Origin of the sequence: Streptomyces sp. NBC_00631 (assembly GCF_045206895.1) — a bacterium.
GTDB lineage: Bacteria > Actinomycetota > Actinomycetes > Streptomycetales > Streptomycetaceae > Streptomyces.
Genome location: NZ_CP107734.1, coordinates 1,066,353 through 1,085,182 on the forward strand (window position 1 = coordinate 1,066,353; position 18,830 = coordinate 1,085,182).

Consider the following 18,830-nt stretch of genomic DNA (forward strand, 5'->3'; position numbering starts at 1 on the left):
CATGGGCGCGGCGCTGTCCAGGACCGCCGGAGTGCCGGCCGATGCCGTACTCCTGGGTTTCGTACGGGCGTTGCGGGCGGCGGGAGTGGACGCGAGCGCCGAGCGCGGGTACGCGTTCCTGCGCGCCGTGGCCGCCCTGCGGCCGGGAATGCGGTCGGACGTGTACTGGGCGGGGCGGGCGACGCTGTGCGGCGGCCATGACGACCTGGAGCGGTACGAGAGGGTGTTCGCCGCGTACTTCGGACCGGCCGGCGCCCCCGCCCGGCAGCCGGTGCGCACCGCTCCCCCGCCGCGGCTGCGGCTCGTCGCCCGGGAGACGGCCACGGCACCCCGTACCGATGGTGAGAGCGAGCCGCCGGGGCCGCCCACCGCCGCTCTCGCCAGTTCCGCCGAAGTCCTGCGGCACCGCGACGTCACCGAGCTGGACCCGGCCGAACGGGCCCAACTGCGCAGACTGCTGGCCGCGTTCACATTGGCGGGGCAGACCCGGCGCTCGGCGCGGCGGCGGCCCGCGCGGCGCGGGGAGGTCGACCCGCGCCGTACGGTACGGGAGTTGCTGCGGCGCGGCGGGGAGCCGGCCCTGCTCCGGCGGCACGCTCGGGTGGCCCGGCCGCGCCGGGTGGTACTCCTCGTCGACGTGAGCGGTTCGATGGGGCCGTACGCCGACGCGCTGCTGCGGTTCGCGCACGCGGCGGTGCGCACGGGCCGCACGGAGGTGTTCACCGTCGGCACCCGGCTGACCCGCGTCACCCGCGAACTGTCGCACCGGGACCCCGACCTGGCCATGGCTCAGGTCGCGGCCGCGGTCCCCGACTGGCGCGGCGGCACCCGCCTCGGCGAGTTGCTGCGCGAGTTCCTGAACCGGTGGGGGCGGCGCGGCATGGCGCGGGGCGCGATCGTGGTGCTGCTCTCGGACGGCTGGGAGCGCGGCGATCCGGAGCTGCTCGGGCGGCAGATGCGCCTGCTGCACGCCCTGGCGTACCAGGTGGTCTGGGCGAACCCGCGCAAGGCACGGCCCGGTTACGCGCCGCTGGCGGCCGGGATGGCGGCGGCGCTGCCGAGCGTCGACTCCTTCGTCGCGGGACACAGCCTGGCGGCGCTGGAGCGGCTCGCCGCGGTGGTGCGCGGGGCACGGGCCGGCGCCGAGCCGGGGAAGGGAGCGGACGATGCGTGAGATTCTGCCGACGCTGGCCGGCTGGCACACGGCCGGGGTCCCGTTCGGTCTCGCCACGGTGGTCGCGGTGAGCCGCAGCGCGCCGCGCGGTCCAGGTGCGGCCATGGCGGTCGGACCGGACGACGAGGTGGTGGGGAGCGTGTCCGGTGGCTGTGTCGAGGGCGCCGTCTTCGAGCTGGCGCAGGAGGTCGTCGCGACCGGCGAACCGCGGCTGGAGACCTTCGGCTACAGCGACGAGGACGCGTTCGCGGTCGGGCTGACCTGCGGTGGCGAGATCACCCTGCTGGTCCGGCCGGTGACCGCGGGCTCCGACCCGGCGTTCGGCGCGGTCGCCGGGTCGGTCGCAGCGGGCGAGCCGGTCACCGTGGCCACGGTGGTGGACGGACCCGCACCGCGGGGCGCCACGCTCGCCGTCTGGCCGGACCGGACGGCCGGCGCCCTCGGCACGGACGGTCTCGACGTCGCCGTCACCGCCGACGCGCGCGGCGAACTCGCGCTGGGCGCCTCCGTCCTGCGCCACTACGGTCCGCACGGCGAACGCCGCGAGGACGCGGTCACCGTGTTCCTCCAGTCGTTCGCACCGCCGCCCCGGATGCTGGTCTTCGGCGCGATCGACTACGCGGCCGCGGTGGCCCGCATCGGCGACTTCCTCGGCTACCGGGTCACCGTCTGCGACGCCCGCCCGGTCTTCGCCACCCCCAAGCGCTTCCCGGCCGCCGTCGAGGTCGTCGCCGACTGGCCGCACCGCCACCTGAGCGGCACGGACACCGACGACCGCACCGTGATCTGCGTCCTCACCCACGACCCGAAGTTCGACGTGCCGCTGCTGGAGGAGGCCCTGCGCCGCCCGGCCGCCTACATCGGGGCGATGGGCAGCCGCCGGACCCACGACGAGCGGCGCGCACGGCTGGCCGAGGCCGGTCTCACCGAGGCCGAACTGTCCCGGCTGCGCTCACCGCTCGGCCTCGACCTCGGCGCCCGTACCCCCGAGGAGGTCGCCGTGTCCGTCGCCGCGGAGATCGTCGCCCTGCGCTGGGGCGGCAGTGGCGCGCCTCTGGCCACGACCACCGGCGCCATCCACGCACCCGCCGTCCGCTGACTGCAAGGAGGAGTGAGTCATGGAGCTGCACCACGAGTTCACCGTCCCCGTCCCGGTCGACGAGGCCTGGCCCGCGCTCCTCGACATCGAGCGGGTCGCGCCGTGTCTGCCGGGCGCGGTCGTGGAGGACTACGACGGCAGGACCGTGACCGGCTCGGTGAAGGTGAAGGTCGGCCCGGTCACCGTGACCTACCGGGGCACGGCGGTGTTCGAGGAACAGGACGAGTCGGCGCACCGGATGGTCCTGGCGGCGAACGGCCGGGAGACCCGCGGGCAGGGCACGGCGAGGGCCACGGTCACCGGCACCCTCACCGAACACGACGGCGGCACGGCGGTCTCCGTCCACACCGACCTGACGGTGACGGGCCGCCCGGCCCAGTTCGGGCGCGGCGTGCTGTCGGAGGTGGGCGACCGCTTGGTGGGCCAGTTCGCGACCTGCCTGGCGGAGCGTCTGGCCGAGCGGCGCGACGACAGCCCTGAGCCGGTCGAAGAACGGGAGCCGGAGCCGCTGAACCTGCTGCGCACGGCGGGCCTGCCGGTGGCCAAGCGGGTGGCGGTGGCGGCAGCGGCGGCCGCCCTGGTCGCCTGGGCGCTGACAAGGCTGCGGCGGAGACACCGGACTTCTCCACGCCGATGACGGCACCGCCGGCCCCCTCCACACCGCACCACCACGACGCCCCAAGGACACGGCACACCCACGCCCTTCCACACCGCACCACCACGACGCCCCAAGGACACGGCACACCCACGCCCTTCCACACCGCACCACCACGACGCCCCAGGGGCGCGGGGAACTGCGCGACCGGCCACGACGGCGCCGCAGCCGCCGACGAACAGCCCTCGGCACACGACTAGGCGTCCCGCCACCCGCCCGGCAGCAGAAACCGACACGCCCCTGCACCCGGCCACGTCCTGCCGCAGCGGTCGTCAGCGGGGCGGCAGCCGGTGGAGGGTCACGTCGGTGAGGGCGCCGCCGGTGACGGTCGCCGTGAGGTAGGTGCAGTGGGGCTGGCGGCGGCGGTCGGTCGGCGAGCCGGGGTTGAGGAGGCGCAGACCGCCCGGCGCCGTGGTGTCCCAGGGGATGTGGCTGTGCCCGAAGACCAGGACGTCCAGGTCCGGGAAACGGGCGGCGCAGCGTGCCTCGCGACCTTGGGCGGCGCCGGTCTCGTGGACCACCCCGAAGCGCAGGCCGCCCAGCTCGGCGTAGGCCACCTCGGGGAGCCGGGCGCGCAGGCCGGGGCCGTCGTTGTTGCCGTACACCCCGATGAGGCGGCGGCTGCGGCTCTCCAGTAGGTCGAGGGTGGCCTCGTCGACCCAGTCGCCGGCGTGCAGGACGACGTCCGCGCGCGGGAGTTCGGCGAGGAGCCGGTCCGGGAGCCGCTTGGCGCGTGACGGGAGGTGCGTGTCGGAGGTCAGGAGCAGGCGCACCCGGCCAGCGTAGGCCAAGAGGCCATACCGTGATCTTCAGTTCAGCCTTGGCAGTTCTGGCTGTGCAGCTCCGGCTGCACAGGTTCGACTGGACAGGTTCGACTGGACAGTTTCAGCTGATGGTTCTACCGTGGGCGCATGGCAGAGATCTCCGATTCCGCGACCCGCGCGGCGCGCGACCTGCGCGTGATGTTCAGCCGGATGCGCCGCCGTATCCGGGAGGTCGCCCAGGACACGGACCTCACCCCGTCGCAGGAGTCGGCCCTCACGCTGGTGTCGAAGCACGGCGCGGCCACGGCCAGCGCGCTGGCCGCCGCCGAAGGGGTGCGGCCGCAGTCGATGGCCGCCACCCTGGCCGCGCTCGACCAGCACGGGCTCATCCGCCGCAGCCCCGACCCGACCGACGGCCGCCGGCAGCTGGTCACCCTCACCGAGGCCGGGCAGGCCCGCGTGGAGGGCAACCGGCAGGCGCGCGACGAATGGCTGGCCCGCGCCTTCCAGGACCGGTACACGGAGGACGAACGCCGGACCCTCCTGACCGCGATCGAGCTGCTCGAACGGCTGTCGCGGCCGTGATACCGAGGCTCGTGGCAGGCACCCGCGGGAACACCCGTCCGGCGCCGGCCGGGTTCGACCGGCGGCTGATCGCGCCGATGGTCCTGGGTTCCGTACTGAACCCGATCAACTCCTCGATGATCGCGGTCGCCCTGGTGCCGATCGGCATCGCCTTCGGCGCCCCGCCCGCCGAGACGGTGTGGCTGGTCACCGCGCTGTATCTGGCGACCGCCGTGGGGCAGCCGGTGATCGGGCGGCTCGTGGACATGTACGGTCCGCGCCGGCTCTATCTCGCCGGTACGGGGCTGGTGGGCGTCGCCGGCCTGATGGGTGCGCTGGCGCCCTCGCTGGGCGTACTGATCGCGGCGCGGGTGCTGCTCGGGTTCGGCACCTCGGCGGCGTATCCGGCGGCGATGCGGCTGACCCGGAGCGAGGCCGAGCGCACCGGTCAGGACAGCCCGGCCGGGGTGCTGACCGCGCTCGCCGTCTCCGCCCAGACGGTGGCCGTGATCGGTCCGACGCTGGGCGGGATACTGATCGGCGCCGGCGGCTGGCACCTGGTGTTCACCGTCAACGTGCCGCTCTCCGCGGCCTGTCTGGTGCTCGGCGTGAAGTGGCTGCCACGGACCGCGGCCTCCGCACGCCGCCAGAGCATGGACCTGGCCGGCATGGCCCTGTTCGCCGCCCTGCTGCTCTCCCTGATGCTGTTCCTGATGAGCCCGCGGCCCGACCGCTGGTACCTGCCGGCACTGACCGTGGTCGCGGCCGGCGCGTTCGCGGCCCGGGAGCTGCGGGTGCCCGACCCATTCGTCGACCTGCGGGTCCTCGGCGGCAACGTCCCGCTCGTCGTCACCTACGTGCGCCAGCTCCTCGCGTACACCACCTCGTACGCCTTCCTGTACGGCTACACGCAGTGGCTGGAGCAGGGCCGCGGGCTCAGCGCCTCCACGGCCGGGCTCGCGCTGCTGCCGCTGTCGGCCGCCGCGCTGGTGACCGCCACGCTCACCGGCCGCCGGGAGGCCGTCCGCACCAAGCTGGTCGCCGGGTCCGTGCTGCAGATCGCGGGCTGCGCGGCCCTGCTGCCGGTCGGCGCCGCCAGCCCGGTCTGGCTGCTGCTCGCGGTCGGCGCGCTGCTGGGCATCCCGCAGGGTCTGCTCGGACTCGCCGGGCAGACCGCGCTGTACCGGCAGGCCGACGCGGAACGCATCGGTTCCGCCGCCGGACTGCTGCGCACCTTCATGTACCTCGGCGCGCTGGGTGCCTCCGCCGCCACCGCGGCGTTCTACCCGCACCGCGCCGACACGGGCGGCCTGCACGGCCTGGCCCTGTTCATGCTCGCCGGCTCCGCACTGCTGCTGGCGATCACCCTGCCGGACCGCTCCCTGGCCCGGCTCACCCCCCAGCCCCCTCAAGCCCCCCGAAAGGCCTGATCCGCGCCATGTCTCTGAGCACGCTCGACCCGCGCACCGCCCTCGTCGTCATCGACCTCCAGCAGGGCATCGTGGGCATGCCCACCCAGCCGCACACCGGTGCCGAGGTGGTGGCCCGCGCGGTGGAGCTCGCCGACGCCTTCCGCGCCCAGGGCCTGCCCGTCGTCCTGGTCCGGGTCTCCTTCGCGGCCGACTTCGCCGACGCCGTCCCGGGCCGCACCGAGCGCCAGGCGCGCGGTCTCGCCTTCCCGGAGGGCTGGGACGTCGTCGTCGACGAGCTGTCCGGCCATGACGGCGACATCCACGTCACCAAGCACAACTGGAGCGCCTTCCACGGCACCGACCTGGACGTACAGCTGCGCCGCCGGGGCGTCACCCAGATCGTGCTGACCGGCATCGCCACCAGCATCGGCGTGGAGTCCACCGCCCGTGACGCCTACGCGCACGGCTACCACGTGACGCTCGCCACGGACGCCATGGCCGACGCCGACGGCGAGGCGCACCGCGGCAGCGTGGAGCGGATCTTCCCCCGGCTCGGCGAGTCCGGCAGCACGGCGGAGGTCCTGGAGCTGCTCGCCAAAACCCATGGCTGAGACCATGGCCACCACCCGGACCACGGCCGGGACCGCGACTGGGCAGGCCCTTTGACGCACGGATGACACTTCACGACCCGGTCTTGACCGAGGGGTGGGACACGCCCGAGGCCAGGGCCGGGTTAGCATTCGGCCACATGAAGGTGCCGTCCAGGCAAATGGGCGGCTTATCCAGGGGGCTAGGAAGCCGGATGCCGGTCAAAGTCAGTGTTGTCGTCCCTGTGTACAACCCGGGACCCTATATCGAGGACTGCATCGCCTCGGTGCTGCGGCAGTCGCTGCCGCGCGACGAGTACGAAGTGATCTTCGTGGACGACGGCTCCAGCGACGAGACACCGGCCCGCCTCGACGCCGTCGCCGCCGAGCACCCGCACGTGCACGTCATCCACCAGGAGCCCTCCGGCTGGTCCGGCAAGCCCCGCAACGTGGGCATCGCCGCGTCCAAGGGCGAGTTCGTGATGTTCGTCGACAACGACGACTTCCTGGGCGACGAAGCCCTGGAGCGGATGTACAACTACGGCGTCGAGAACGAGGCCGACCTGATCATCGGGAAGATGGCCGGCAAGGGCCGCCCGGTGCCGGTGGAGCTGTTCCGGCGCAACCACCCGCGGGCCACCGTCGAGAACGCCCCGCTGATGGACAGCCTCACCCCGCACAAGATGCTGCGCCGCTCCTTCCTGGACCGCATCGGCCTGCGCTTCCCCGAGGGCCGCAGGCGGCTGGAGGACCACGTCTTCGTCGCCGAGGCGTACCTGCGGGCGTCGAACATCTCCGTGCTCAGCGACTACGTCTGCTACTACCACATCAAGCGCGACGACGCCTCCAACGCCGGCTTCCAGCGCTTCGACCCGGTCGGCTACTTCGCGAACCTCCGGGAGGCCCTCGACGTCGTCGAGCGCTACACCGAGCCCGGCCCCAAGCGGGACCGGATGTTCCGCCGCTGGCTGCGCAGCGAGATGGGCGAGCGGCTGCGCAGCAAGCGGTTCCTCAAGCTGCCGGACGACTACCGCAGGGAGCTCTTCGACGAGATCCACAAGGTGATCGCCGAACGCATGGGCCCCTCCGTGTTCGCCCTGCTCGAACCGGCCCACCGGGTGGTCACCGAGCTCGCCGCGGCCGGCCGCTACGACGACGTGCTCGCCCTCGCCGAGTGGGAGGCGGCCATCGCCCCCTCGACGTCCGCGCGGAGCGTCACCTGGGACGGCGACGCCCTGAAGATCGAGTTCAGCGCCGAGTACGCCGTCGACGGCACGCCCAAGACCTACCCGGCCGACACCTCCGGCGCCGAGCCCGACGGCCCGGCAGCGGACGTCGCGGATGCCATCGCCCGGCTGGAGCGCGGCACCGCCGCCCGCTTCGGGAAGGCCAACGTCGACCTGATGATGCGCGAGCGCGAGACGCACGCCCAGTTCTTCCAGCCGGTCGAGATCACCCGCGAGACCCTGCCCGTCGAGGGCGAGCCGGACCGCGTGCGCCTGGTCGTGAAGGCCACGGCCACCGTGGACCCGGCCACCGCGGCCGGCGGCGTCCCGCTGCCGGCCGGGCTGTGGGACGCGTTCGTCCGCCTGACCATCGGTGGCTGGACGCGGGAGCACCGGCTGTTCCCGGTGTCCAAGGACCCGCTCCCCGCGCTGCCCGTCCCGGGTGTCGTCGGCGGCCGCCGGGTGCTGCCGTACTGGACCGTCAAGAACAACTTCGCCCTCGATGTCGACCAGGCGGGCAAGCGGCTCGGCTTCGGCGAGTTCAAGCCCGCGGACTTCACCGTCGCCGGCGACCGGCTGCGCGCCGTGCTGCCGTTCCACGTCACCGGTGACGTCAAGGCGGCGATCCGGCTGACCGGTCCGAAGCCCGCCGCCGAGGTGCTGGAGGTGCCGGCCACGCTGTCGCCCGCCGAGGGCGGCCACGCCGTGCTGGACGCCCCGCTGCCGGTGCGGTCGCTGCAGCAGGGCGGCTGGCGGCTCGCCCTGTGCCTGGTCGCGGACGCGGCCGAGCCGCGCTTCTTCACGCTGCCGCTCGTCGTCCGCAACTCCCCCGAGGGCCTGAAGGTCGCCAAGCCGGCCGGGAAGAAGCCCGCGGCGGCAGCGGCCGCGCCGAAGTCCCGGCCGGGCGTCGCCCGACGGCTGGCCCGCAAGCTCCCGCTGCCCGTGCGCCGGGCGCTGGTCAGGGCCCTGGGCAAGGGGAAGAAGCCCGCACGACAGGAAGGCAAGTAAGAACCGTGCGACCGCTGAGCATCGAAGGCGCGTGGGTCCAGGAGCCCAAGGTCTTCCCCGACGACCGGGGCAGCTTCCACGAGTGGTTCAAGGCCGGGGAGTTCCGCGAGGCCCTCGGCTACGACCTCGACCTCGCGCAGGCCAACTGCTCGGTCTCCCGGCGGGGCGTGCTGCGTGGCATCCACTTCGCCGACGTGCCGCCGAGCCAGTCCAAGTACGTCAAGTGCGTACGCGGCGCCGTGCTGGACGTGATCGTGGACATCCGGGTGGGCTCCCCCACGTTCGGCCGCTGGGAGGCGGTCCGGCTGGACGACGAGAACCGGCACGCCGTGTTCCTGTCGGAGGGCCTCGGGCACGCGTTCATGGCGCTGACCGACGACGCCACCGTGGTCTACCTGTGCTCGACGGGGTACGCGCCGGGCCGTGAGCACGGCATCAACCCGCTCGACCCCGCCCTTGGCATCGAGTGGCCCGAGGGCGTGGCGCCGGTGCTGTCGGAGAAGGACGCCGAGGCGCCCTCGCTGGCCGAGGCGGCGGAGTCCGGGCTGCTGCCGTCGTACGCCGACTGCGTGGCCTACTACGAGCAGTTGCGCGGCTGACCCACGGCGGGGAGCCGGGCCAGGGCCCGGCTCCCCGTTGAGCGGTGTGCGGTGTCAGGACTTCGCGTAGCGCTGCTTCAGTGCGCTCCGCTTGTTGCTGCCCTCGGCATTCCGGCCTTTTTCGATGATCACCAGATTGTGGTAGAAGTGCACGCCGACGACATTGAGGTCGGTGTATGACGGCTGGTAGTTCTCGGTCACGAATTCCTCGTAATTCAGGCCGTCCGTCAGCCGCTTCAGCATCCCCATACTGGTGTGCTGTGCGTCGAGGTCCTCGCTGCCCTGCCATTCGGGCCAGTACGACGACTGCGTGTCCTCGACGATGTAGATGCCACCGTCCTTGAGTCGTGGGAAGAGCGTGGCGAAGGTCGTGAGCACATGGGGGCTGCGGTGGCTGCCGTCGTCGATGATGACGTCCAGTTCACCGATCTTGTCGGCGACGGCGTTCAGGGACGACGGGTCGGACTGGTCAGCGATGAACGTCGTGATGCGCTCCTCGTCGACAAATGACTTGTCCTGGATGTCCATTCCGAAAATCTGCGCCTTGGGGAAGAACTGCTTCCACATACGCAGCGAAGCCCCGCCCTGACCTGGCCTGTTGTAGCCGCCGATGCCGATTTCCAGCAGATTGAAGGACTCGTCCTTCAGGTGCCCGAGGTGGCGCTGGTAGTGCTGGGTGTAGCGGTGTATTCCCCACTTGTCCGTCTTGAAGTGCTGGGCGAGTTTGTTGAGATCACCGGAGATCGCGTCGAGCCCGGTCGGCTTGGCCGACTCGGCCGGCTGGGCCGGCCGGGCGGACAGGCGCCGCTTCAGTCGTCGCAGGATCCGCACATTCTTCTTACCCAGCACGGACTTCACGGTCGCTCGCATCGACATCGCGGGACAAATCCTTTCCCTACCCGGCTCACAAGACATTCAAAGCATCATCGTAGTGATGTGGGGCGGCCCACAAGGGGCGAACACGGCGACCCGTGAAAAAGACCGTCGCACTCCGCTATTTCCATACGCCGCAGGGCGGCCGACAGGCCCGGTGAGCCGTCGGCCGCCCTGCGGCGCGTTGGTGCGAAGTACCTTACGCGGACATCTCCTTGCGAAGCTGTGGCAGCCCCTCCGCGAGGGCCTGCCGCCAGTCCCGCAGCGGGTCCAGACCGGCCTCGGCCCACCGGTCGTGGCCGAGGGCGCTGTAGGCGGGACGGGGGGCCGGGCGGACGAACGCCTCGCTGGTGGTGGGGCGTACCCGCTCGGGGTCGGCGCCGAGCAGGCGGAACACCTCCCGGGCCAGCTCGCACCAGGTGGCCGTACCGGAGTTGGTGCCGTGGAAGACGCCGTGCGCGCGCTCGTCCCGGCCGAGGCGGGGGCCGAGGTCGGCGATGCGGAGGGCCAGGTCGGCGCTCCAGGTGGGCTGGCCGCGCTGGTCGTCGACGACGTCGAGGGTGTCCCGGCGGGACTCCAGCTCGATCATGGTGCGCACGAAGTTCTTCCCGTGCGTGCCGTACAGCCAGGCCGTGCGGACCACCGCGCTCCTGCCCGGGAGTTCCTCCAGGACGGCCCGCTCGCCCACGAGCTTGGTGCGCCCGTAGGCGGTGCGCGGGGCCGTCGGGTGGTCCTCCGGGTACGGGTCGGTGCGGGCCTCGCCGTCGAAGACATAGTCCGTCGAGACGTGGACGAGGCGGGCGCCGTGCCGGGCGGCGGCGCGGGCCAGCAGGCGCGGGCCCTCGCCGTTGATCAGCAGGGCCCGCTCCTCGTCGGTCTCGGCGTCGTCGACGGCCGTGTACGCGGCGCAGTTCACCACCAGGTCGGGCCGGTGCGCGGCGAGCGCCGCCGCGACCGAGTCGGCGCTGGTGATGTCGAGGTCGGCGCGGCCGAGGGCCACCACCTCCGCGCCCCGGCGGGCGAGCTCCTCGGTCACGTCGTGGCCGAGCATGCCGCCCGCTCCGGCGACGAGCCACTTCATCAGCGCTTCTCCTGCTCCTTGCGGGACTCCAGGGCGGCGCGCTCCTTGAGCGGCTCCCACCAGTCGCGGTTGTCGCGGTACCAGGCGACGGTGTCGGCGAGACCCGAGGTGAAGTCGTGCTTGGGGGTGTACCCCAGCTCGTTGTGGATCTTGCTCCAGTCGACCGAGTAGCGCTGGTCGTGGCCCTTGCGGTCGGCGACGCGGTCCACCCGCTCCCAGTCGGCGCCGCAGGCCTCAAGGAGCAGCCCGGTGAGCTCCTTGTTGCTGAGCTCGGTGCCGCCGCCGATGTTGTAGACCTCGCCGGCCCGGCCGCCGGTGCGGACCAGGTCGATGCCCTGGCAGTGGTCCTCGACGTGCAGCCAGTCGCGGACGTTGCTGCCGTCGCCGTACAGGGGCACGTTCTTGCCGTCGAGGAGGTTGCTCACGAAGAGCGGGATGACCTTCTCGGGGAACTGGTGCGGCCCGTAGTTGTTGGAGCAGCGGGTGACGCGGACGTCCAGGCCGTGGGTGCGGTGGAAGGCCAGCGCCAGCAGGTCCGAGGAGGCCTTGGAGGCGGAGTACGGCGAGTTCGGCTGGAGCGGGTGGCTCTCGGGCCAGGAGCCGGTCTCGATGGAGCCGTAGACCTCGTCGGTGGAGACGTGCACGAACGGGCCGACGCCGTGCCGCAGGGCCGCGTCGAGCAGCGTCTGGGTGCCGACCACGTTGGTGCGGACGAACGCGCCCGCGCCGTCGATGGAGCGGTCGACGTGCGACTCGGCCGCGAAGTGCACGACCTGGTCGGCCTCGGCCATGAGCTTGTCGACCAGCTCGGCGTCGCAGATGTCGCCCTGCACGAAGGTCAGGCGGGGATGCGACTCGGGCAGGTTCGTCAGGGTGCCCGCGTAGGTCAGCTTGTCCAGCACGGTGACGTGCGGCGCGTCGGGGGCGTCGGCGGCGAGCAGGCCGCGGACGTACGTGGAGCCGATGAAGCCGGCGGCGCCGGTGACGAGGAGATTCATGAACGGATCTGCACCTTGCTGTGGTCTCCGAGAACGAGGCGGTGGGCGCTGGGGGTGCCGGGTGCCGGGGTCACCTCGACGTGCCGGCCGATCAGCGAGGACTCGATCCTGCCCACCCCGTCGATGGAGGAGTCCCGCAGCACTATGGAGAACTCCAGCTCACTCGCGGTGATCCGGCAGTTCTCGGCGACCGACGTGAAGGGGCCCACGTACGAGTCACTGACGACGGTCCCGGCGCCGATCACGACCGGGCCGACGATCCGGGAGCCCGTGACGCGCGCGCCGGCCTCGACGACCACGCGGCCGACGATCTGGCTGGCCTCGTCGACCTCGCCGTCGATGCGCGGCTCCTGCGCCTCCAGGACGGTCCGGTTGACCTCCAGCATGTCGACGACGTTGCCGGTGTCCTTCCAGTAGCCCTTGATGACCGTGGAGCGCACGTCGGCGCGCTGGTCGATCAGGTGCTGGATGGCGTGGGTGATCTCCAGCTCGCCGCGCCAGGACGGCTTGATGGCGCGTACGGCGTCGTGGATGGCGGGCGTGAAGAGGTACACGCCGACCAGCGCGAGGTCGCTCTTGGGCTCCTGCGGCTTCTCCTCCAGGCCGATCACCTGGCCGTCGGCGTCGAGCTCGGCGACACCGAAGGCCCGCGGGTTGGGCACGTGGGTGAGGAGGATCTGGGCGTCGGGGCGGGTCTCGCGGAACTCTTCGACGAGCCCGCTGATGCCGCCGACGATGAAGTTGTCGCCGAGGTACATGACGAAGTCGTCGTCGCCGAGGAACTCGCGGGCGATGAGCACCGCGTGCGCGAGGCCCAGCGGCCGGTCCTGGGGGATGTAGGTGACGTTCAGGCCGAACTTCGACCCGTCGCCGACCGCCTCCTCGATCTCGGCGGCGGTGTCGCCGACGATCATCCCGACCTCGGTGACGCCCGCGGCCGCAAGGGATTCGAGCCCGTAGAACAGCACGGGTTTGTTCGCCACCGGCACGAGCTGTTTCGCCGATGTGTGGGTGATCGGCCGCAGCCGGGTTCCGGCACCGCCGGAGAGCACCAAAGCCTTCATTCGCTACACCTTATAGGTGAACATCCGATTGAGACGTTCTTCTGTTTTCCTGACTGGTTACGACAGTATGGCTTTGGTCCGGACGTCATGTGACCACCAGGTGCCCCACAGCGGCATCCTGTCCGATTTGTCTCCTGGTTCAGGAGCCCTCCGCCCGGGCCGCCGCGCGTTCCACCTCCGCCTCGACCTCGGCTCTGGACCGGCCCTCGTCGCGGGCGTACTCGTTCACCGCGGTCAGTTCGTCGCGGGCCAGGTCGCGCCAGGCCCGCAGGGCGGTCTCGTAGGTCTGTGACTGGGCGCCGCCCGGCTGCTGCCGGGCGGCCGGTGGCCCGTAGGTGTCCCGCAGTTCCAGGACCTTCTCGTGGGCCGCATCGGCCGCGCGGTGCTTCGCCACCAGTTCATCGAAGGTGTGTGCCACGTCTAGGACATTAAGGAGGGTCGGCGCGCGCCGCCTGTCGAGAGTGGCGGGGCAGCCCTCAGCCCTCCAGGACGAGGTCCGCCCACACCTGCTTGCCGCCGCTGGCCGGGACCGTCCCCCAGCCGGTCGACATGGCCTCCACCAGGAGGATGCCGCGCCCGCCGGTGGCCTCCCAGCCGATGCTGGTGGGCTTCACCGGGCTGCGCGGCGAGGCGTCCGCGACGGCGATCCGCAGCCGGTGGTCGACGAGGGTCAGGTCGAGCCGGACGGGCCCGTCGGTGTGGATGAGGGCGTTGGTGACGAGTTCGGAGACCACCAGCAGGGCGGTGTCCATCGCCTCGTCGGCCACGCCCCAGGAGCGCAGCACACGGCGGCTGAAGCGGCGGGCGTGCCGGGCGGCCTCCGGGACCCGCCACACCGTCCAGCTCTCGCGCAGCGGGCGGACGGCCATGCCGTCGTAACGCATCAGCAGCAGGGCGACGTCGTCGGCCCGGTGGGCGCTGCCGAGCAGGGCGTCGGCGGCCAGGCCGAGGTGGGCCGGGTCGCAGCCGGCCAGGTCACGGGCGAAGCGCTCCATGCCGTCGTCGATGTCCGCGCCGGGGGATTCCACCAGACCGTCGGTGGTGAGCGCGAGCAGGGTGCCGGGGCGCAGGCCGAGCTGCGTCATGGGGAACTCGGTCTGGCCGAGCACGCCGAGCGGGGGACCGCCCTCGGTCTCGGTGATGGACGTGGTGCCGTCCGGGTGACGCAGCACGGGCGGCAGGTGCCCGGCGCGCACGCACCAGGCGGTGCCGGACTCCATGTCGACGTCCACGTAGCAGCAGGTGGCGAAGAGGTCGCTCTCCATGTCCAGGAGGAGCCGGTTGGCGTGCGAGACGACCACGTCGGGGGTGTGGCCCTCGGCGGCGTAGGCGCGCAGGGCCGTGCGCATCTGGCCCATCAGGGCGGCGGCGCTCGCGTTGTGGCCCTGGACGTCGCCGATGACGAGGGCGACATGGTTGTCGGTCAGCGGGATCACGTCGTACCAGTCACCGCCGACCTCCAGGCCCTCGGTGGTGGGCAGGTAGCGGGCGACGGCCTCGGCGCCGGGCAGCAGGGGGAGCCTGGGCGGCAGGAGAGAGCGCTGGAGCATGCCGACGAGTTCGTGCTCGGCGTCGAAGGCGTGGGCGCGCATCAGGGCCTCGCCGGCGAGGCCGGCGGAGGCGGTGAGCAGCGCGCGTTCGTCGTGGCCGAAGTCGTGCGGGGTGTCCCAGCCGATCAGGCAGGCGCCGGCCATCCGGCCGCCGGCGGGCAGCGGGAGGATGGCGAGGGCACCGGGGCCGACCTCGGCGAGCGCGGGTTCCAGGGCGGCCCGGGCCGGCCAGATCTGGGCCCGGCCGTCGCGCAGGGCCGCGGCGAGGGTGGGCATGGCGCGCACGGGCGCGTCGGGCCATTCGGTGCGCCATTCGCTGCGCCACACGGCAGGCCAGGACTCGGCCTCGGGCGGGTCGAGGACGGTGACGACCAGGCGGTCGTTCTCCAGTTCGGCCAGGGCGATCCGGTCGGCCTTGAGCGGTCCGCGCAGGGCGGTGACGACGGCCTGGCTGACGTCCTTGACCGTACCGGCGGTGGCCAGGGCGGCGGCGAGCTGCTGCACGCGGGCCACGTCGGTGACGTCGGAGCGGAGTGTGGAGGCGTCGGCGACGGTACCGGCCAGCCGGGCCGGGCGCCCCTCGCCACCGGGCACCAGTCGGCCGCGCAGCCGCAGCCACTTGGGCGGCCCGGAGGGCTGCAGGATCCGGAACTCCAGCTCCCGGTCGCCGATGGACATGTGGTCGGCCTCGACGACGGACATCAGGGCGGGCAGGTCCTCGGGCACGGTACGGCCCAGCAGCGTCTCGACCTTGCCGTCGAAATCGTCCCGGCCCATCCGGAACAGGTCGAGGATGGCGTCGCCGACGCTGATCCGGCCGGTGTCCATGGCGAGGCTGAAGGCGTCGGCGGGCAGTTCGCCGGTGTCCGCGGTCACGGGGTGCGGGGCGGGCAGGGTGATCGCCTCGGCGACCAGGTCCAGGCAGGCGCGGTCCTCCGGGCCGAATCCGTCGTCCCGCTCGCTGACGGCGACGAGGAGTCCGGCGCCGCCGGGCACCGGCAGGACGGCCAGCCAGAACTCCTGGGACGGGGTCCGCCGCGCCTCGGGGCCGCCGGCCAGCTGGTCGGGGCCGAGCCGGACGGGCCGCCCGCTGCCGTACGCCTCGGCCACCGGGGACCGCCCGGCGGCCGGGTAGGCGTCGCGCAGCCCGTACAGGGTGCGGGGCAGGCCCGCCGACTCGGCGAGGCGCAGCACGGTGCCGTCGTCGCCGGGCGTGTACACCCCGGCGAAGGCCGCGCCGGCGAACACCAGCGCCTGTTCGAGCACGCGACGGAGCCGATCGGGTGCGCCGGGATCGCCAGTGAGCGTTTCGAGGGCGATTTCGGCGCGATCCGTTCTCGTTCCGCGTACCGCAGCGCCCTCACTGACCACGCCGCCATTACAGCGCTTATGAGGCGTCTGCGCAGCCCCTGTGACCGTTCCGTGGAGAGTGAGGGGCCGAGGCGCTCGAAACACACCGAACATGACTTGACCCGTGCGTTGTGCACGGCGATCTCGTGACAGGCGTGACTGTCCGCGACCGTGCGACACCTGAAAGTGTCGTGTCCTGGCCACGGAGGGGGAGGCGGATGGACGGACGGTACGAGGTGTACGCGCTGGCGGACGGCCACTTCTACGACGCGCCCGACCGGCTCGGGGCGGCCGGCGCAGAGGCGGAGCCGCTGTTCGCGACGGCGCGGCGCGCGCTGCCCGAGGGCTGGCACGCGGCCCGCTCCGGGGACTGGCTGACCATGACCCCGCTCGGGCCGGACGGCGCGCCGCTGCCGTCGCCGGCCCAGGGCTGGAAGATCCATTCCTCGGCCACCCGGGCGAACGCGGAGCGGATCGCGGCCATCGTGTGGGACTACTGCGTGCCGCGCCGCATCCCGTTCAAGTTCGTGCCGGGACCGCGTCTGCTGCATCTGCGCAACGCCAAGTACGCGGGGCGCGACACCAGCGGCAAGTTCGTCACGGTGTACCCGCCCGACGAGGGCCGGCTGCAGGAGGTGCTGCGCGAGCTGGGCGCGCTCCTGGAGGGGTTCGAGGGGCCGTACATCCTGACCGACCTGCGGTGGGACGACGGACCGCTGTACGTCCGCTACGGCGCTTTCGCGCGCAGGTACGTCGTGGACGAGCGCGGTGCGCTGGTGACGGCGGTGCGGGACGGCGCGGGGAAGCTGGTCCCGGACCGGCGGGCGCCCGCCTTCCAGGTCCCGGACTGGGTGAGCCTGCCGGAGTTCCTGCGGCCGCAGCTGGCCGCGCGGGAGGCGACGACGGTGGGCGAGCTGCCGTACCGGATCGAGAAGGCGCTGCACTTCTCCAACGGCGGCGGGGTGTACGCGGGCACCGACACCCGGGACGGGCGGCGGGTGGTGCTCAAGGAGGGCCGGCCGCACGCGGGGCTCGCGGCCGACGGGGCCGACGCCGTCGCCCGGCTGGGCCGGGAGAAGGCCGCCCTCGAGGCGGTGGCCGGCACCGGGGTGGTGCCCGAGGTCCGGGACTGGTTCACGCTGGGCGAGCACCGGTTCCTGGTGATGGACTTCCTGGCGGGCCGCCCCCTCAACGCCTTCTTCGCCGAACGGCATCCGCTGCTCACCGCCGACCCGGATCCCGAGGCGGTACGGGAGTACACGTCCTGGGCGCTGCGCATCCATCGGAAGGTGGAGGAAGCCGTGGCAGCGGTGCACGCGCGCGGCATCGTCTTCAACGACCTGCATGTCTTCAACATCATGGTCGGGCCCGACGAGGAGTCGGTGTTCCTCGTCGACTTCGAGGCGGCCGCCCCGGTCGAGGAGAACGGCCGGCAGGTCGTCGCCCATCCCGGCTTCTTCGCCCCGCCGGACCGCCGGGGCGCCGAGGTCGACCGGTACGCGCTGGCCTGTCTGCGCCTCGCGCTGTTCCTGCCGGTGACCACGCTGTTCGTGGTGGACCGGGGCAAGGCGGCGCACCTCGCCGACGTGATCGCCGATCAGTTCCCCGACGTGCCGGGCACGTTCCTGGACGAGGCCGTCGCGGAGATCACCCGGGGCGCCCCGGCCCTGCGTCCGGTCGTACCGGCGGACTGGCCGCACAGCCGGGACTCGATGGTGAAGGCGATCCTCGCCGCCGCGACCCCCGAGCGCGACGACCGGCTCTTCCCCGGTGACATCGCCCAGTTCGGGGACGGCGGCGGCCTCGGAATCGCGCATGGTGCCGCCGGGGTGCTGTACGCCCTGGACCGGGCGGGCGCCGGACGGTACGAGGAGGGCGAACGCTGGCTGCTCGACCGTACCGCACCGCCGCCGCCGGGCACCCCGCTCGGCCTGTACGACGGTCTCGCGGGCGTGGCGCACGTCCTGGACCTGCTCGGCCACCGGCAGCGCGCCCTGGACCTGGTCGACGGCGTCCTCCGGGAGAACTGGCGCAACCTCTCCTCCGACCTGCACGGCGGCCTGGCCGGTCTGGGCCTGGTCCTGGACTCCCTGGCCGACACGACCGGCGAGCCGGAGCTGCGCGAGCGAGCCGCCGAGGCCGCGCGGATCCTCGTACGACGGCTCGCCGAACCGCTCCCGGACACGTCCCGGCAGCGCGCCGGGCTGCTGCGGGGTGCGACCGGGCCCGCGCTGTTCCTGCTCCGGCGCTACGAACGGACCGGCGACGCCGCGCTGTTGACGGCGGCCGGTCGGGCCCTGCGCCGGGACCTGGACCGCTGTGTCGTGCAGAAGGGCGGTGGCCTTGAAGTGGACGAGGGGTGGCGGACCCTGCCCTACCTCGGCGACGGCAGCGTGGGCATCGGCATGGTGCTCGACGACTGGCTCGCCCACGGGGTCGACGACACCGGCGACTTCGAGCGTGCCCGGGCCGCCGTCCGCACGGCCGCGACCTCGCGTTTCTACGCCCAGCCGGGCCTCTTCCAGGGCCGCGCGGGCATGATCCTGCACCTCGCCCGCAGCGGCGCCGAACCAGACCGGCTCGCCGCGCAGATCGACGGGCTCGGCTGGCTCGCCATGGCCTACCAGGGCCAACTCGCCTTCCCCGGACACCAGATGATGCGGCTGTCCATGGACCTCGCCACCGGAACCGCCGGGTGCCTGCTGGCGCTCACGGCCGCCCTCGACGGCGACCGCGCCGCGCACCTGCCGTTCCTCCCGCCGCCACCGGCGGCCCCCAGAACGCGGCTCCCTGCTTCGGCGGAGTCGTGACACAACCCCGTCCCCG

Annotated in this window: 16 protein-coding genes; 9 read left to right on the plus strand and 7 right to left on the minus strand. The window is 72.8% G+C overall.

Annotated features, from left to right (window positions below):
• Position 1 precedes the first annotated feature (1 nt).
• From OHB00_RS05005 to OHB00_RS05015, 3 genes are read left to right on the plus strand one after another with little or no spacing between them, the layout of a single operon-like run.
• Complete coding sequence (locus tag OHB00_RS05005; RefSeq protein WP_406431625.1) at positions 2–1,174, plus strand: vWA domain-containing protein; 1,173 nt, start codon at positions 2–4, stop codon at positions 1,172–1,174.
• Positions 1,167–2,273, plus strand: coding sequence for an XdhC family protein (locus OHB00_RS05010; RefSeq protein WP_406431627.1), 1,107 nt, complete (start codon positions 1,167–1,169; stop codon positions 2,271–2,273). The genes OHB00_RS05005 and OHB00_RS05010 overlap by 8 nt, the downstream gene beginning before the upstream one ends.
• 19 nt (positions 2,274–2,292) lie before the next feature.
• Positions 2,293–2,910 (plus strand): SRPBCC family protein, encoded by a 618-nt coding sequence (locus OHB00_RS05015; protein ID WP_406431629.1) that lies wholly within the window; start codon positions 2,293–2,295, stop codon positions 2,908–2,910.
• A 290-nt stretch (positions 2,911–3,200) separates the two neighbouring features.
• On the opposite strand, the gene OHB00_RS05020 is transcribed toward OHB00_RS05015, so the two are convergent.
• Positions 3,201–3,701, minus strand: coding sequence for a metallophosphoesterase family protein (locus tag OHB00_RS05020; protein ID WP_406431631.1), 501 nt, complete (start codon positions 3,699–3,701; stop codon positions 3,201–3,203).
• 138 nt (positions 3,702–3,839) lie between these two features.
• Here OHB00_RS05020 and OHB00_RS05025 point away from each other — a divergent pair, with 138 nt between their 5' ends.
• From OHB00_RS05025 to rfbC, 5 genes are all read left to right on the plus strand, one after another.
• Positions 3,840–4,277, plus strand: coding sequence for a MarR family winged helix-turn-helix transcriptional regulator (locus OHB00_RS05025; RefSeq protein WP_406431633.1), 438 nt, complete (start codon positions 3,840–3,842; stop codon positions 4,275–4,277).
• On the plus strand, positions 4,274–5,686 hold the full coding sequence (locus OHB00_RS05030) for an MFS transporter (RefSeq protein ID WP_406431634.1): 1,413 nt from the start codon (positions 4,274–4,276) through the stop codon (positions 5,684–5,686). The genes OHB00_RS05025 and OHB00_RS05030 overlap by 4 nt, the downstream gene beginning before the upstream one ends.
• An 8-nt stretch (positions 5,687–5,694) precedes the next feature.
• On the plus strand, positions 5,695–6,279 hold the full coding sequence (locus OHB00_RS05035; RefSeq protein ID WP_406431636.1) for a hydrolase: 585 nt from the start codon (positions 5,695–5,697) through the stop codon (positions 6,277–6,279).
• Positions 6,280–6,470: 191 nt separating this feature from the next.
• The gene (locus OHB00_RS05040; RefSeq protein WP_406431638.1) at positions 6,471–8,489 is read left to right on the plus strand and encodes a glycosyltransferase family 2 protein; all 2,019 of its coding nucleotides are present in this window, start codon (positions 6,471–6,473) and stop codon (positions 8,487–8,489) included.
• A gap of 5 nt (positions 8,490–8,494) precedes the next feature.
• Positions 8,495–9,088 (plus strand): dTDP-4-dehydrorhamnose 3,5-epimerase, encoded by a 594-nt coding sequence (gene rfbC / locus OHB00_RS05045; protein WP_406431640.1) that lies wholly within the window; start codon positions 8,495–8,497, stop codon positions 9,086–9,088.
• A 54-nt stretch (positions 9,089–9,142) separates the two neighbouring features.
• Here rfbC and OHB00_RS05050 read toward each other — a convergent pair whose 3' ends face one another.
• The 6 genes from OHB00_RS05050 to OHB00_RS05075 all read right to left on the minus strand — a co-directional run bounded on the left by OHB00_RS05050 (position 9,143) and on the right by OHB00_RS05075 (position 16,025).
• Complete coding sequence (locus OHB00_RS05050) at positions 9,143–9,964, minus strand: hypothetical protein (protein ID WP_406431642.1); 822 nt, start codon at positions 9,962–9,964, stop codon at positions 9,143–9,145.
• A gap of 196 nt (positions 9,965–10,160) precedes the next feature.
• The gene (gene rfbD, locus OHB00_RS05055; RefSeq protein ID WP_406431643.1) at positions 10,161–11,042 is read right to left on the minus strand and encodes a dTDP-4-dehydrorhamnose reductase; all 882 of its coding nucleotides are present in this window, start codon (positions 11,040–11,042) and stop codon (positions 10,161–10,163) included.
• On the minus strand, positions 11,042–12,040 hold the full coding sequence (rfbB, locus tag OHB00_RS05060; protein WP_406431645.1) for a dTDP-glucose 4,6-dehydratase: 999 nt from the start codon (positions 12,038–12,040) through the stop codon (positions 11,042–11,044). Before rfbB ends, rfbD begins: the two co-directional genes overlap by 1 nt.
• A complete protein-coding gene (locus OHB00_RS05065) occupies positions 12,037–13,104 on the minus strand; it encodes a glucose-1-phosphate thymidylyltransferase (RefSeq protein WP_406431647.1) in 1,068 nt (355 codons plus the stop codon). Before OHB00_RS05065 ends, rfbB begins: the two co-directional genes overlap by 4 nt.
• A gap of 139 nt (positions 13,105–13,243) precedes the next feature.
• Positions 13,244–13,522, minus strand: a complete 279-nt coding sequence (locus tag OHB00_RS05070; protein WP_406431649.1) for a hypothetical protein — start codon at positions 13,520–13,522, stop codon at positions 13,244–13,246.
• Positions 13,523–13,580: 58 nt separating this feature from the next.
• Positions 13,581–16,025 (minus strand): SpoIIE family protein phosphatase, encoded by a 2,445-nt coding sequence (locus OHB00_RS05075; protein WP_406431650.1) that lies wholly within the window; start codon positions 16,023–16,025, stop codon positions 13,581–13,583.
• 197 nt (positions 16,026–16,222) lie between these two features.
• Between OHB00_RS05075 and lanKC the strand changes: the two genes are divergently transcribed.
• Positions 16,223–18,814, plus strand: a complete 2,592-nt coding sequence (gene lanKC, locus OHB00_RS05080) for a class III lanthionine synthetase LanKC (RefSeq protein ID WP_406431652.1) — start codon at positions 16,223–16,225, stop codon at positions 18,812–18,814.
• Positions 18,815–18,830: the final 16 nt, after the last annotated feature.